This is a genomic window from Muricoccus roseus (genome assembly GCF_900141905.1).
GTDB classification, from domain to species: Bacteria; Pseudomonadota; Alphaproteobacteria; order Acetobacterales; family Acetobacteraceae; genus Roseomonas; species Roseomonas rosea.
Map to the genome: position 1 here is coordinate 1 of NZ_FQZF01000019.1, position 14,776 is coordinate 14,776.

Here is a 14,776-nt window from a genome sequence, read left to right on the forward strand (position 1 = left end):
CCCTTGCTGATGCCAACCGCGGCCGCAAGGGTCCGGTCGCTCAGTCCAGCCTCGAACTTCAGACGCAGTACGTCGCGGATCCGTCGCATCGACAATCTCTCAGTAGGCATCAGGCAGACCCCGTTCAGAACGAGGTCCCTTAGCCGGCTCAGACTGTCGGCAATCCACCCCAGGCAACCCTCAACAGGGTGCCCACGATCCCGTGGAATCCGTGCCCACCATCCCGTGGAACCGCTGCCCACGATGCCGTGGAATCACTGCCCACCATCCCGTGGAATTCGCAGCCCTGGCGACCAGGCCCATCGCTGCCGTCACCGTCACCATCACGGGCGGCCCGGACCTGCTGCTCGCCCTCAGCGGCAGCGCCACCGCCGCCTCGGTGAGCCTGACCTTCTCTCCGGCGGACTGGGCCTCCCCGCGCGCCGTCCTGCTCAGCGCCGTGGCCGACGCCCTCGCCGAGGGAACGGAGGTCGCGAACCTCACCTTCACCCTGTCCAGCGACGACCCCGCCTACAACCGCCTCGTGGCGCAGCCGATGCCGGTCATGGTGATCGACAGTGTCGCCACCCCGGCTAACTCGCCGCCGCCCTCACCGCCGCCTCCTCCCACGCTCACCCTTTCACCGGGACAGCATGCCGGAGGCACCGCCATCTCCCTCGAGGGCGAGGCGGCGCTGCTGAAACCCTCCATCCAGGCCGCGGCGGTCACCGCCACCGGCACGGGCGTGCTCGTCGCCTGGCGGGATGGCACGACCACGCTTCTGAACGGGGCCACCAGCCTCTCCTTCACAGACGGCCAGCTCATCTTTGACGGCGAATCCGCCGCCGCCCGCGCCCTGCGCGCCCATATGGCGATCCAGGGCGTCGCCCCCTCGCCAGTGGCGCTGGCGCGCAGCGTGGCGCAGCTGGAGGCCGGTACCTCGATGGAGACGCTGGCGGCCAGCCTGATGGCCAGCCCCGAATGGGCGGCGCGCAGCGCCTCCCTCGGCACGGCGCAGATGCTACAGCTTCTCTATCAGGACACGATCGGCAGCTCGCCCACGGGCCCGGCGCTGAGCTGGCTCAACCAGGCCGCCAGCGCCGGCGCCAGCCTGGCCTCTCTCGCGGCGGTACTCATCGATGCCCCGCAGGCCGCCGCCCTGACCGAGCAGCAGAACCCGGGCGGCATCTGGCTCACCGAGGATGCGGAGCAGACGGTGATCCGCGCCTATGATGCCGTGCTCGACCAGGCACCCGATGCCGCGGCGCTCTGGCGCTGGTCCGTCCTCCTGGAATTGGGAGCGATGTCGAAATACGAGCTCTACTCCTATCTCGCCGGCACGGATCTCTACCAGGCGCGCCATGCCGGCCAGTCCAACGCCGAATTCGTGCAGAGCATCTTCGAGCAGGCGCTGGAACGCCCCGGCACGGCGGTGGAGCTGCAGGGTTCCACCCGCGTGCTCGACCAGGGCCTGGCCTCGCGCATCGTGATGCTCAACGCGCTGGGTGACCTGCAGGGCGATCTCGGCGCCGGCCCGGGCGTCGGCCAGGCGGAGCACACCGTCTATCCCAGCTCCCACTCCGACAGCGAAGTGCTCGGCCGCAACCAGTCCCTCGCGGATCTGGCGAACTCCGCCACCGGTCATGCCGTCAGCACGCGTGCGGTCGCGGACCTCTTCCGCATCGATGTCGCGAGGGACGGGATGGCCCTGCGCTGGCGCGACGGCAGCGTGGACCGCCTCGGCGCGGTGGATGAGCTGTCCTTCGCCGAAGGCCGCCTCGTCGTGGATGGCGGATCGCGCGAAGCCCTCGTCACCCGCCTCTACGAATCGACCATCGGCCTGCCGCTCACCGGCCTCGGTGCCGCCGGCTTCGAGAACATGCTCGACAACGGCCACTCGGTCGCCTCGCTGACCGCCATGTTCCTCAGCACCGGCGAGGCGAAGGCGCGGCTCGCCGGGCTCGACACGGGGGCGCAGCTCAGCCTCGTCTACAAGGGCATCTTCGGCATCACGCCCGCCACCGAGGCGTTGGGCTACATGCGTGCCCTCGTCCAGCAGGGCGTGAGCCTCGGCGATGTCGCGAGCTGGCTGGCCCAGCTCCCCGAAGCGGCGACCGCCTTCGAGAAAAGCCACCCGACCGGCATCTGGATCCCCGACCTCGGCGGCGCCGCCGTCGTGCGGGCCTATGACACCATGCTCGGCACGATGCCTGATCCGGTCAGCCTGTCGCTCTGGAAGGGCGCGGTCCTCCAGCCCGGTGCGCTGCCGGCCCTGTACGACACCCTCATGCACACCGAGATGCATGGCGCCCTCTATGACGGGTTGAACACGCGGGACTGGGTCGCCCGGCATTTCGAGGCGGCGCTGGAGCGCAGCGCGGATCCCGCCCAGATCGCCGGCTCCGCCGCCCTGATCGACCGCGGCGCAGTCTCGCATCTCGACATGGCGGTGGCGATCGGGGAGCTGCAGCCGCTGATCGAGCCCCAGCGCGTCGCCAGCACCATCAGCGTGGAGCTGCTCTGAGGCGGCGTCACGGCACCGCGGAGATCTCCCGCTTCAGGCAGCGCAGCGTGAAGGCGCTGCGCGTGTGCCGCACGCCGGGCAGGCGGTAGATCTTCTCGCGCAGAAGGCTCTCATAGCCCGCCGTTCCGCCCACGGCGGCCTTGATGATGTAGTCGTATTCGCCGGTGACGAGATGGCATTCAAGGATCTCGGGAATGCCATGCACCGCCTCCTCGAAGCGGCGCAGCGCGCCCTCGTCATGCTTCTCCATCATCACCTCGAGGAACACCGTGTCCGGCATCCCCAGCGCCGCCTGGTCCAGCAGCGCCGCATAGCCCTTGATCACCCCCGCCGCCTCCAGCCGCTTCACCCGCGTCCAGCAGGGGGAGGGGGAGAGGCCCACCTCCTCGGCCAGCTCCGCATTGGAGAGCCGTCCCCGCCGCGCGAGGGCGCGAAGGATGCGTCGGTCCGTGGCGTCCATGGTTCCTCCCCCGGGTTTTCCCGGATTTGCAGAAGCTTCTTCCGTTCCTTCGGCGGCGCACAAGAGAAAACGGGACAAAACCGCCGGGTCTTCCGGTCCATCCTCCCCCATATCTCGAAAGAGGACGAGCCCCGGAAGAGGGCCGGCAGGGAGGTGCCCCATGGGAAGCGTGCAACGGGCGACGATGCGGCTGGAGGATCGCTGGGAATCCAGCGCCGATCCCGTGCTGATGACCGGCATCCAGGCCCTGGTCCGCCTGCCCCTGGAACAGCGTGCCCTCGACCGCGCGGCGGGCCATGACACCGCCGGCTTCGTCACCGGCTACCGCGGCAGCCCGCTCGGCAGCTACGACAAGGAGCTGCAGAAGCAGGCGAAGCGCCTCGCCGAAGCGGGCGTGGTCTTCCAGCCCGGGCTGAACGAGGACCTGGCTGCAACCGCCGCCTGGGGCAGCCAGCAGGCCACGCTGTTTAACGATGGCAAGAAGGACGGCGTCTTCGGCATCTGGTACGGCAAGGGCCCCGGCGTGGACCGCAGCGGGGACGCGCTGCGCCACGCCAACATGGCCGGCACGGCGCCGCTGGGCGGCGTCCTCGCCCTCGCCGGGGACGACCCCTCCGCCAAGTCCTCCACCGTCGCCAATGCCTCCGACCACGCCTTCATGGATCTGGAAATCCCCTTCCTCGATCCGTCCGGCGTTGGCGAGATCCTGGAGTTCGGCCTGAAGGGCATCGCCCTCTCGCGCTTCGCCGGCACCTGGGCCGCGATGAAATGCGTGGCCGACACGATGGATGCCAGCGCCAGCTTCAGAATCGATCCGGCCTGGACCCCCGTGATCCCGGAAGGAAATTTCGAGGGCGAGGATGGCCGCCACATCCGCCTGCGGGACATCGTGCTCGCCCAGGAACGCCGCCTCCGGCTCACGCGCCTGCCCGCTGCCATCGCCTTCGCCCGCGCCAACGGGCTGGACCGCGTGGTGCTGGACTCCCCCCGCGCCCGCTTCGGCATCGCCGCGCGTGGCAAGGCCTACGCGACGCTGCGCCAGGCCATGCTCGACCTCGGCATCGACGAGACCGCCGCCCGCCTGCTCGGCCTCCGCATCTGGAAGGTGGGCCTCGCCTGGCCGCTGGACGCGGAAGCCGCCCGCGCCTTCGCGCAGGGGTTGGAGGAGATCCTGGTGGTGGAGGACCGCCGCTCCTTCCTCGAAGCCCAGCTCCGCGATGCCCTCTACGGCCTCCCCGCCCCCCCCCGCATCACCGGCAAGCGCGACGCCCAGGGCGCGCCCCTCCTCTCCGAGCTGACGGAACTGGATGCCGCGTCCGTCGCCCATGCCCTCGACGCCCGCCTGCCGCGCGAGGGCCGCCCGGATTCCATGGCCGCCCGCCTCGGCGCGCTGAAGGCGCTGGCGGAGGCCGCGCGCCCGCCGGTCGCGCTCCGCCAGCCCTGGTTCTGCCCGGGCTGCCCACACAACACCTCCACGGTGGTGCCCGAGGGATCGCGCGCCATGGCCGGCATCGGCTGCCACTACATGGCCACCTGGATGGATCGGGACACGGAGGTCTTCACCCAGATGGGCGGGGAGGGCGCGCCCTGGCTCGGCCAGATGGCCTTCGTGAACACGCCGCATGTCTTCGCCAATCTCGGTGACGGCACCTATTCGCATTCCGGCAGCCTCGCCGTGCGGGCCGCCATCGCGGCGAAGGCCAACATCACCTACAAGATCCTGGTGAACGGCGCCGTCGCCATGACCGGCGGCCAGACGCCGGAAGCCGAGATGACCGTGCCCCGCATCGCCGCCCAGATGGCGGCGGAGGGCGCCGCCTCCATCACCGTCGTCTCCGATGATCCCGCGCGCCACCGGCACGATTCCTCCATGCCCCCCGGCGTCGCCTTCGAGCACCGCGACCACCTGGATGCCGTGCAGAAGCGCCTGCGCGAAACCCCGGGCGTCACGGTCCTGATCTATGACCAGGAATGCGCCACCGAGCGCCGCCGCCACCGCAAGCGCGGCATCGCCGCCGCCGCGACGAAGCGCGTCGTCATCAACCCGCAGGTCTGCGAGGATTGCGGCGATTGCGGCGTGCAGTCCAACTGCCTCGCCGTGCAGCCCGTGCAGACGGAGTTCGGGCAGAAGCGCGCCATCGACCAGAGCGCCTGCAACCAGGACTTCTCCTGCCTCAAGGGCTTCTGCCCCTCCTTCATCAGCCTCGAAGGCGCGGAGGTCGCGGCGCATCCCGAAGCCGCCGCCGCGCCGGTGGACCTGCCCGAGCCCGCCATGCCCGCCCTGCGGGGGGAGGCATGGAACATCGTCCTCGCCGGGATCGGCGGGCAGGGCGTCACGGCGCTTTCCGCTATCCTCGCCATGGCCGCGCATATCGATGGCCGTCCCGTCCGCACGATGGACCAGCTCGGCCTGGCCCAGAAGGGCGGCGGCGTGCAGGCCCAGCTCCGCATCGGCGCGGAAGGCGCCGCGCCCGAAACCCTGGCCGGGCCGCGCATCGACGCGGGGCAGGCCGATCTGCTGATCGCGGCCGATGCCATCGGCGCCCATGGCGCCGCCGTGCGTCCGCTCCTCTCGCCGGAGCGCACGGCCGCGGTGGTCAATGCCGAACTCGCCGCCACCGCCGGCTTCCTCCTCGGCACCCCGCGCGCGGAAAGCACGCCCATCCTCGAGAACCTTCGCGCCGTCTCGCGCGAGATGCTGGCGCTGCCGGCGGCGCATCGGGTGGAGGAGGCGCTGGGCGACGTCATCTTCCTCAACGTCTTCCTCCTCGGCACCGCCTGGCAGCGCGGCCTGCTGCCCCTCTCCCTCACCGCGATCGACCGCGCGCTGGAGCTGAACGGCACGGCGGTCGATCGCAACCGGCAGGCCTTCGCCCTCGGCCGCGCCGCCGCGCTGGAGGAGCCCGCCGCGCCGCGCGCGCCGGAGACGCTGGATGCGCTGATCGCCCGCCGCACGGCCGACCTCACGGCCTATCAGAACGCCGCCTATGCCCGGGACTACGCGGATTTCGTCGTCCGCATCCGCGCGGCGCCGGGCGCCGACGAGGCCCTGGCGCGTGCCGTCGCCATTCAGCTCCACCGGCTCATGGCCTACAAGGACGAGTACGAGGTCGCCCGCCTCCATGCCGACGCCGCCTGGCAGGCCTCGCTGGACCGCCACTTCACCGGCACGCGGCGGGTGGTGATGCACCTCGCCCCGCCCATCCTCGCCCGCACCGACCCGGCGACCGGCCGGCCGGTGAAGCGCAGCTTCGGCCCCTGGATGCTGCGCGCCATGTCCCTGCTCCGCCACGGCAAGATCCTGCGCGGCACGGCGCTGGACCCCTTTGGCCGCACCGAGGAACGCCGCACCGAACGCGCCCTGATTGCCGAGTTCCGCGCGGGGCTGGAGGCGATGCTGCCCCGCCTGGATTCCACCACCCGCGACACCATCCGCGAATGGGTGGAGGCCTGGGGCGGCATCCGTGGCTTCGGCCCGGTCAAGACGGCGAATCTGGAGAAGACCCGCCCGCGCCTCGCCGCCATCGCGGCACGGCTGGACGCGCCTGCGCCCCTGCCGGCCATGGCGGCGGAGTGAGGGGCGGCTTGCTGTCCCGGTGGGCTTTGTCCTGAGCTGTTGGTCTGTCCCGGGGAGAGGAAGAAGGAATTCTTCCTCTCCCCGGACCTCTCACCATCATCTTCTTTTAGAAGTTTGGGATCGCGGGGCTGACGGTGCGCCTCGGGTCATGGACCCGAGGCAACTGCAAAGCCAGGAAAAGCACCCCTCACCAGAAACCCCGCGGGGCAACGGTATCCACGGCAGTCAGACGGGGTTCCAAGGGCCTCAGGCCCTTGGCGGGTGGAGGGCAGAGCCCTCCCTGAAATCCCCCGAACCCCACCGGTCAGTCCTGTGGTGGCGGAGGGGCCCAGGGCGGCGGCGGTGGCGGCGGGGTGAAGGGGTGGCCGAGCCGTTTCAGCAGGGGCAGGCCGATCGCCACGGCGGCGCCCGCGGGAAGGAACATGAAGGAGAGGATGATCACGCCGCGCGGCACCCCGCCGCCGGTCAGGCGCTGCCCCCATTCGAGAAGCTCGTACACGCCCCAGGCGGTCAGGCCGAAGATCGGCACCATCACCACCGCCAGGCCATATCGATCGGCATCGTGAGCGAGGCCGCGCTTCATCCCCTCCGAGGCATGGGGCATCGGGTCGCGCGTAAGATAGGCGATCCGGCCGTTCTCCGGCCCCGGTCCGTCCCGTTCCATCCGCCCATCCTAGCGCCGCGGCGCCGTCGTGCCGAAGGTCAGCACGCCCTGCGTGCCCGCGGCCGGATCGGCATCCCCCGTGAAAGCCAGGGCGAAATCCGGCCGCCCTTCCGCGCCGGAGGAAAGGCGGTAGGTGATCTGCCGCGCCACCCCCGCGCCCGGCACGGGCACCTGGCCATCGAAGGCGCGCGTCACTGTCAGCCCCGGCCGCCGCACGCCCTCCGCCAGCCGCACGAACAGCGCCTCCGCCGTTTCCACATCCATGCGCTGCAGCCGCATCGAGCAGGCGAGGGGGCGGGAGGTGAGGATGAGCACCAGCGCCCCCGTGCTGCGTCCCTGGGCCGCCATCACCTGCCCCCGCGCCGCGCCCAGCAGCGCGGCCGAGCGCTCGGCGGGCAGGGCGGTGAAGCCGGCTTCCCGTGCGGCCGCGCTGCTGTCGCCGCCCGTCAGCACCCGCGCGCAGATTTGCATGAAGCTTCCCATCGCCGCCGCCGTCTCCTCTGTCAGCGGCGCGGCGGCCCGGGCGGGGAGGGGCAGGAGCAGCGCGCCCGCCAGCAACGGAACCAGCGGCGCAACCAGCGACAGAACTGGACGCCGGCGCCGGGAGGCGCCCCAATGACGGAAACGAGGAAACGAGACCATGCCCCTGGATAGCGCCTTCGACCTGCCCGAGGACACCCGCGCCCTGCAGGAGGTGGCCCAGGACTTCGCCCGCGACGTTCTGGCCCCCAGGGCGCTGGAATGGGACGCCACCCGCCACTTCCCGGTGGAGGAGATGCGCCAGGCCGCCGCGCTCGGCATGGCCGCGCTCTATGTGCGCGAGGAATCCGGCGGCGCCGGCCTCACTCGCCTCGACGCGGCAGTGGTCTTCGAGGCCCTGGCCACCGGCTGCCCCACCACCTCGGCCTTCCTCTCCATCCACAACATGGTGGCCTGGATGATCGACCGCTGGGGCACCGAGGCCCAGCGGGCGGAGCAGCTGCCGAGCCTCGTCACCATGGAGCGCCTGGCCTCCTACTGCCTCACGGAACCCGGCTCCGGCAGCGATGCCGCCGCGCTGCGCACCAAGGCGCTGCGCGACAACCAGGGCTATGTGCTGAACGGCTCGAAGCAGTTCATTTCCGGCGCCGGCGTCTCGCACCTCTACCTCACCATGGCGCGGACGGGCGGGGAGGGGCCGGACGGCATCTCCGCCCTGCTGGTCCCGAAGGACACGCCGGGCCTGTCCTTCGGCGCGAATGAGAAGAAGATGGGCTGGAACGCCCAGCCCACCCGCACGATGGAGTTCCAGGACGCGCGCCTGCCCGCCGAGGCGCTGCTGGGCGAGGAGGGGCAGGGCTTCCGCATGGCGATGGCGGGGCTCGACGGCGGCCGGCTCAACATCGCCGCCTGCTCCCTGGGCGGCGCCCAGCGCGCGCTCGACATCGCGCTGGACTACACGCGCGAACGCCGCGCCTTCGGCAAGGCGGTTGCGGATTTCCAGGCCACCCAGTTCCGCCTCGCCGACATGGCGACCGAGCTGGAGGCCGCGCGCTCCCTTCTCTGGCGTGCCTGCGCGAAGCTGGACTCGAAGGCCCCGGATGCGGGCCCCTTCTGCGCCATGGCCAAGCGTTTCGCCTCCGACACCGGGCACCGCGTGGCGGATGAGGCGCTGCAGCTGCTCGGTGGCTATGGCTACCTGCACGACTACGGGGTGGAGAAGCTCGTCCGCGACCTGCGGGTCCACCGCATCCTCGAGGGCACGAACGAGATCATGCGGGTCATCATCGCCCGCCATCTGCTGGGCAAGCGCTAACGGGACGTGAATCGAACGAATCGTTTATCCCGGGCGAGTCGTTGACAAGGCGACAGGGTCTCGCTCACAATTTCGCGAACGAAGTGTCGCGCCCCCCGCGCGGCTCGGACCGGCGCCAGGACGGCGCCAAAGGAGCCCGCATGTCGCCCCGGCCCTGGAGCATGGCCCTGGGAGCACTCGCTCTCGCCTCGGCCCTCCTCCCCGCCGCCCCGCGGCCGGCCCTGGCCCATGGCGAAATCCGCAGCATCACCGTGCCGGCGGACGGCGCCGTGGTCATCCCGCCGCGCAGCGCCCCTCGCCTGGCGGCCCGGCCGGCCGGCACCGGCGCCGGCGTTCCCATCCCGCCCGGCGCCTCGCGCAACGGCCCGGTTCTCCTGCCCGATACGGGCACCGGCCTCGCCGCCCCGCTGATCGGCCTCGCCCTGCCGGCCATCGCCGCCGCCGTGCTGGGCGGCACCATCGCCGGCTCGAAGGGCGGCACCTCCAGCCCCGCACGCACCCGCTGAGGCGCGGCGCGCGGCCCGAAGCTTGCTGGACCGGCGCCATGAACCTCGACACCGACCGCTTCCTCCAGGACCTCGACACGCTCCGCCGCATCGGCGCCTACAAGACGGGCGTCCATCGCCCGACCTATTCGCCGGAGGACATGGAAAGCCGCCGCTGGCTCATGCAGCGCATGGCGGAAATCGGGCTCGAACCCACGATCGACGGCATCGGCAATGTCCTCGGCCGCCACCGCGGCCCGGGGCCGCACCTGCTCGCCGGCAGCCATCTCGAAACCCAGAACCACGCCGGCTGGCTGGACGGCGCGCTCGGCGTCGTCGGCGGCTTGGCCCTCGCCCGCGCCGGCCTGCCCGTCGATGTCTGCGCCTATGCGGATGAGGAGGCGCATTTCGGCAGCGGCTTCCTCGGCAGCCGCTCCCTCATCGGCGCGCTGAGCGAGGAGGAGATCGACGCCAGCCGCAACCGCTTCGACGGCACGCCCCTGCGCGACGCCCTGGCCGCCGCCGGCCTCGCCGGCCTGCCACGCCTGAGCCTGGAGGAGGGCCGGTACAAGGGCGCGCTCGAGATGCATATCGAGCAGGGCACGCAGCTCGAGAATGGCGGGCTGCGCATCGGCGTCGTCACCGGCATCGTCGGCGTGCGCCAATGGCTCATCGCCTTCGAGGGCCGCCAGGACCATACCGGCGGCACCACCATGGCCGAGCGCCGCGATGCCGGCGTCGCCGCCATGCGCCTGCTCCACGCCATCGACACCGAGTTCCCCCGCCAATGCGGCGAGCGCACCACCTGGACCACGGGGCGCATCGTGCTGGAGCCCAACGCGCCCCACATCATCCCCGGCCGCGCCGAGGTCACCTTCCAGTTCCGCGACATCTCGACCGAGGTGATGGACCGGCTGGAGGCCACGCTCCGCGCCCTGGTGCGGGAGAGCAACCGCCGCGACCGCTGCCCCGCGACCCTGACCCCGCTCAGCCGCGCCGAGCCCGCCCCCTGCGACCCCGCGATGATGCGCGCGCTCACCGAAGCCGCCGAGGACCTTGCCCCCGGCGCCTTCCAGCCCATGCCGAGCGGCGCCATCCACGACAGCCAGCACATCGCCCGCAAGCTGCCCGTCGCCATGCTCTTCGTCCCCTCCAAGGGCGGCATCAGCCATCACTGGACCGAGGACACGGACCGCGACGACCTCGTCCTCGGGATGAAGGTGCTGGCGGAGGGGGCGCGCCGCTTCCTCGGCTAGCCCGGCCTTGCCGCCGCGCCCGGCACGGGCTGCTATGGCCGCCCGGCGCCGTGTCCACGCGGCCGAGGAGGAAACGAACCGATGCAGATCACCCGGCGCGCCCTCGGGCGCCGCTCCCTGGCCCTCGCCGCGGCACTCCCCCTCCTGCCACGCCCGGCCCTTGCCGCCTTCGCCACCCGCCCCGTGCGCCTGCTCATCGCCTTCGGCGCGGGCACCGGCGCCGACGTGCTCGCCCGCGAATTCGGCAACCAGCTGAGCGCCGAGCTGGGACAGCCCGTGGTGGTGGAGAACGCGACCGGCGGCACCGGCATCGTCGCGCTGCGCAACATGGGACGCGCGGCGCCGGACGGGCACACGCTCTTCCTCGGTGCCATGGGCAATGTCGTCATCAACCCGCTCGTCAGCGCCGCCGCCCGCGGCACGGAGGCGCTGGTCGCCCCCATCGGCCAGTTCAGCGACAACCCGCATGTCATGCTCATCCATGGCGGGCTGCCAGTGAAGGACGTGCGGGAGTTCGTCGCCTATGCGAAGGCGCGCCCGGGCGAGATCAACTTCGCCTCGCCCGGCGCCGGCGGCGTTTCCCATCTCGGCGCGGAGCTGTTCCAGTCCGTCGCCGGGATCGAAGGCGTGCACATCCCCTACCGCGAGGGATCGCGCCTGCTGACGGATATGATGAGCGGCCGCGTCCACGCGGTGTTCATGACCGCGGGCGGGCTGAAGCCGCTGCTGGAGGAAGGCCGCATCCGCGCGCTCGGCATCACCGCCCCCACCACCGTGCCGGACCTCGCCGCCCTTCCCGTGCTGGAACAGCAAGGCCTGCCCGGCTTCCGCTACAGCACCTGGTACGCGCTCTACGCCCCCGCCGGCACGCCCGCGCCCCTGGTGCGGGAACTGAACGGCCTCCTCCGCGCCGCCCTCGACAACCCCTCCCTCCGCACGCGCCTGACCGCCCAGGGAGCCGAGGTCTCCACCGGCTCGCCCGAGGAACTGGCAGCGCTGATGGAACGCGACACGAAGACCTGGCGCGAAATCATCCAGGCCCGGCGGATCATGACGGAGTAGCGGGCCTTCGCTGTCCGTCTGTGCCCGGGGAGAGGAAGAAGGAATTCTTCCTCTCCCCGGACCCCTCACCATCATCTTCTTTTTCGAGTTGGAATCACTCGGCGGACGGTGCGCCTGAGGTCTTCGACCTCAGGCGACTGCGAACGCAGGAAGGGCACCCAGCGACCAGAGACCCCTTCGATCCGGGGTATCCACGGCAGTCAGACGGGGTTCCAAGGGCCTCAGGCCCTTGGCGGGTCGAGGGCGGAGCCCTCCTCTCCTGGACCAGACTCACTCATCCTCTGGCGGCGGACGGCGCGGCGTCAGCGCCTCCACCTGTCGTTTCAGCCGGGTGATCTGCCGCCGCAGGTCGGCGTTTTCCCGTTGGGACTGCCGGAGGCGGGACTGCGCGGCTTCCAGCGCATCGGGTGGGGGCGGGGCGGGCTTCCGCGCGCCGCCCGCGCCGGCGATCAGCTCGGGCCAGGACAGGCCGAGCCGCTTCAGCAGCCGGTCCGCCGCCAGCGCGGCCGAGGCACGCTCCCCTTCGAAATCGGAGCCGAGCAGCGCCAGCACCCGCGCCAGCCTTGCCGCATCCGCCGCCCGCATCGCGCCTCCCTGCCGGCCATCCAGACCCGGGCTCAAGCCATCCGGGCGCCCCGGGTTGCCCCGGCGCCCGGAAAACACGCCGGGCCGGGGCTGCCTTCCGCGCCGTTCCGCCCTATTCCCGTGCCACCATCCGGAGAGAGGAGGCCAGCCGCCCCATGACCAGCCCGAGAGGTCCGAGCCGCGAGGCCGCCATCGCCCGCGCCCGGGCGGAGTTCGACAGCGGCGCCTTCCGCGAGCGCCTGGAGTCGCTGATCGCGATCCCCTCCACCTCGCAGGACCCGGCCCATGCGCCGGATTGCCGCCGTTACCTGGAGGAGGGGATCCAGCCCTGGCTCGCGCGGCTCGGCTTCGAATCGAGCATCCATCCGAACCCGGACCCGTCCTGCGGCCCCATCCTCATCGCCAGCCGCATCGAGGACCCGTCGCGCCCCACCGCGCTGCTCTACGGCCATGGCGACACGGTGCTCGGCCTGGATGAGCAATGGTCCGCCGGGCTGAAGCCCTGGGCGATCACGGAGAAGGACGGCCTCTGGTACGGGCGCGGTACCGCCGACAACAAGGGCCAGCACATCATCAACCTCGCCGCGCTGGAGGCCGTGCTGGCCGAGCGTGGCGGAGTGCTCGGCGCCAACGTCAAGCTGGTGCTGGAGATGTCGGAGGAGCTGGGCTCGAAGGGCCTGCGCCCCTTCGTCGAGGCGCATCGGGACTACCTCGCCGCCGACGCCCTCATCGCCTCGGACGGGCCGCGGGTGGAGCCCGGGCTGCCGACCATCGCCGCGGGCTCCCGCGGCTCCTTCATGTTCGACCTGGTGGTGAAGCTGCGCCAGGGCGGCGTGCATTCCGGCCATTGGGGCGGCCTCACCACCGACCCCGCCATTCTCCTCTCCCACGCCATCGCCAGCATCGCGGACCGGCACGGCAAGATCCTGGTGCGCGACTGGCTGCCGGGCGAGACGGTGCCCGCGAATATCCGCGCCGCCCTTGAGGGTTGCCCGGTCGGGGGCGGACAGGGGGCCGCGACCATCGACGAGGGCTGGGGCGAGCCCGGCCTCACCTCCGCCGAGAAGATCTATGGCTGGGCTTCCTTCATCGTGCTCGCCATGCTGAGCGGAAAGCCGGAGGCCCCGGTCAACGCGGTCGCGCCCGAGGCCCGCGCCGTCTGCCAGATCCGCTACACCGGCGATTCCGACCCGGCGAAGTTCATCCCCGCCCTGCGCGCCCATCTCGACGCGCATGGGCTGCAGAAGGTCGCGATCGAGCGCACCGGCATCCGCATGCCCGCCAGCCGCACCCCGCCGGACAATCCCTGGGTGCTCTGGACCAAGGCGAGCATGGAGCGGTCCCTCGGCACGCGCGTGCAGGTCACGCCGAACGCCTCGGGCGGCCTGCCCGGGGATGTCTTCGTGGACCTGCTCGGCACCCCGCTCGTCTGGGTTCCGCATTCCTACAATGGCTGCAAGCAGCACGGGCCGGATGAGCATGTCATCCCGGCCATGATGCGCGAGGGCCTCGCGGCCTTCGCCGGCATCTGGTGGGATCTCGGCGAGCCCGGCACGCCGGCGCGCGGCTGAACGGCGGCGGGCCGCCCTCAGGCGGCCCGTACCTCGGCCAGGAAGCCGTCCACCGCCTCGCGCAGCAGGCCCGACTGGGCGGAAAGCTCCTGCGCCGTCCCGGCCAGTTCCCCGGCCACGCCCGCCGTGCCGGCCGCATCGCTGTGGATGCCGCCCATCAGGGCGCTCACCCGCTCGTTGCCGGCCGCCGCGTGCTGCACGCTGCGCGTGATCTCGGCCGTCGCCGCGCCCTGTTCCTCCACCGCCGCGGCAATTCCGGTGGTGATGCCGCTGATTTCCCCGATCATGCGCGAGATGCCGCCGATCGCCTCCACCGCCTGTCCTGTCGCGGTCTGGATGGCGTTGATCTGGCCGCCGATCTCCTCTGTCGCGCGCGCGGTTTGGGTGGCCAGCGCCTTCACCTCGCTCGCCACCACGGCGAAGCCACGCCCCGCCTCGCCGGCACGCGCCGCCTCGATCGTCGCGTTCAGTGCAAGCAGGTTCGTCTGGCCCGCGATGTCGCCGATCAGCCGCACCACATCGCCGATCCGCGCCGCATTCTCGGCCAAGGCCTGAACCACCGCGTCGGTCTGCCGCGCCTCGCGCGCCGCCCGCTCCGCCATCACGGAGGACTGCCCCATCTGCCGCGTGATCTCGCCGATGGAGGCGGTCAGCTCGGTCGTGGCGGCGGCGACGGTGCGCACGTTCTCGCTCGCCTCATCCGCCGCAGCCGCGGCCTGGGCCGACCCGTCGGTGGTGCGCGTCGCGGCCTCGGTCATCGGCCCGGACACCGCCTCCATCCGTCGCGAGGAGACGCCGACGCTTTCCACCACCCCGCC

12 protein-coding genes are annotated in these 14,776 nt (G+C 71.8%); 7 read left to right on the forward strand and 5 right to left on the reverse strand.

Going from position 1 to position 14,776, the window contains the following annotated elements; genetic code table 11:
- The first annotated feature begins 271 nt into the window (after positions 1-271).
- Positions 272-2,503 carry a hypothetical protein gene (locus BUB97_RS15940; RefSeq protein WP_073136497.1) on the forward strand — a complete coding sequence of 744 codons (2,232 nt, stop codon included), beginning with the start codon at positions 272-274 and terminating at the stop codon, positions 2,501-2,503.
- A gap of 7 nt (positions 2,504-2,510) precedes the next feature.
- Here the strand turns inward: BUB97_RS15940 and BUB97_RS15945 are convergent, their stop codons facing one another.
- Entirely contained in the window at positions 2,511-2,963 is a 453-nt protein-coding gene (locus BUB97_RS15945; protein ID WP_073136499.1) for an Lrp/AsnC family transcriptional regulator, read from the reverse strand.
- A 160-nt stretch (positions 2,964-3,123) separates the two neighbouring features.
- On the opposite strand from BUB97_RS15945, the gene BUB97_RS15950 reads away from it, so the two are divergent.
- The gene (locus tag BUB97_RS15950; RefSeq protein WP_073136501.1) at positions 3,124-6,540 is read left to right on the forward strand and encodes an indolepyruvate ferredoxin oxidoreductase family protein; all 3,417 of its coding nucleotides are present in this window, start codon (positions 3,124-3,126) and stop codon (positions 6,538-6,540) included.
- 304 nt (positions 6,541-6,844) lie between these two features.
- Here the strand turns inward: BUB97_RS15950 and BUB97_RS15955 are convergent, their stop codons facing one another.
- Positions 6,845-7,204 (reverse strand): hypothetical protein, encoded by a 360-nt coding sequence (locus tag BUB97_RS15955; RefSeq protein WP_073136503.1) that lies wholly within the window; start codon positions 7,202-7,204, stop codon positions 6,845-6,847.
- 9 nt (positions 7,205-7,213) lie between these two features.
- A complete protein-coding gene (locus BUB97_RS15960) occupies positions 7,214-7,687 on the reverse strand; it encodes an NMCC_0638 family (lipo)protein (protein ID WP_139281363.1) in 474 nt (157 codons plus the stop codon).
- Between the two features lie 157 nt (positions 7,688-7,844).
- Between BUB97_RS15960 and BUB97_RS15965 the strand changes: the two genes are divergently transcribed.
- The 4 genes from BUB97_RS15965 (at position 7,845) to BUB97_RS15980 (ending at position 11,802) form a co-directional block, all read left to right on the forward strand.
- Positions 7,845-8,999 (forward strand): acyl-CoA dehydrogenase family protein, encoded by a 1,155-nt coding sequence (locus tag BUB97_RS15965; RefSeq protein ID WP_073136507.1) that lies wholly within the window; start codon positions 7,845-7,847, stop codon positions 8,997-8,999.
- Between the two features lie 140 nt (positions 9,000-9,139).
- A complete protein-coding gene (locus BUB97_RS15970) occupies positions 9,140-9,505 on the forward strand; it encodes a hypothetical protein (protein WP_073136509.1) in 366 nt (121 codons plus the stop codon).
- A gap of 38 nt (positions 9,506-9,543) precedes the next feature.
- Entirely contained in the window at positions 9,544-10,740 is a 1,197-nt protein-coding gene (locus BUB97_RS15975; protein ID WP_073136511.1) for a Zn-dependent hydrolase, read from the forward strand.
- Between the two features lie 81 nt (positions 10,741-10,821).
- The gene (locus BUB97_RS15980; RefSeq protein WP_073136513.1) at positions 10,822-11,802 is read left to right on the forward strand and encodes a Bug family tripartite tricarboxylate transporter substrate binding protein; all 981 of its coding nucleotides are present in this window, start codon (positions 10,822-10,824) and stop codon (positions 11,800-11,802) included.
- Positions 11,803-12,072: 270 nt separating this feature from the next.
- Here the strand turns inward: BUB97_RS15980 and BUB97_RS15985 are convergent, their stop codons facing one another.
- Positions 12,073-12,423: a hypothetical protein gene (locus BUB97_RS15985; RefSeq protein ID WP_139281364.1), complete on the reverse strand. Its 351-nt coding sequence runs from the start codon at positions 12,421-12,423 to the stop codon at positions 12,073-12,075.
- Positions 12,424-12,542: 119 nt separating this feature from the next.
- On the opposite strand from BUB97_RS15985, the gene BUB97_RS15990 reads away from it, so the two are divergent.
- The gene (locus BUB97_RS15990) at positions 12,543-13,958 is read left to right on the forward strand and encodes a M20/M25/M40 family metallo-hydrolase (protein WP_073136516.1); all 1,416 of its coding nucleotides are present in this window, start codon (positions 12,543-12,545) and stop codon (positions 13,956-13,958) included.
- Positions 13,959-13,975: 17 nt separating this feature from the next.
- Here the strand turns inward: BUB97_RS15990 and BUB97_RS27480 are convergent, their stop codons facing one another.
- Positions 13,976-14,737: a methyl-accepting chemotaxis protein gene (locus BUB97_RS27480; protein ID WP_408906139.1), complete on the reverse strand. Its 762-nt coding sequence runs from the start codon at positions 14,735-14,737 to the stop codon at positions 13,976-13,978.
- Positions 14,738-14,776: the final 39 nt, after the last annotated feature.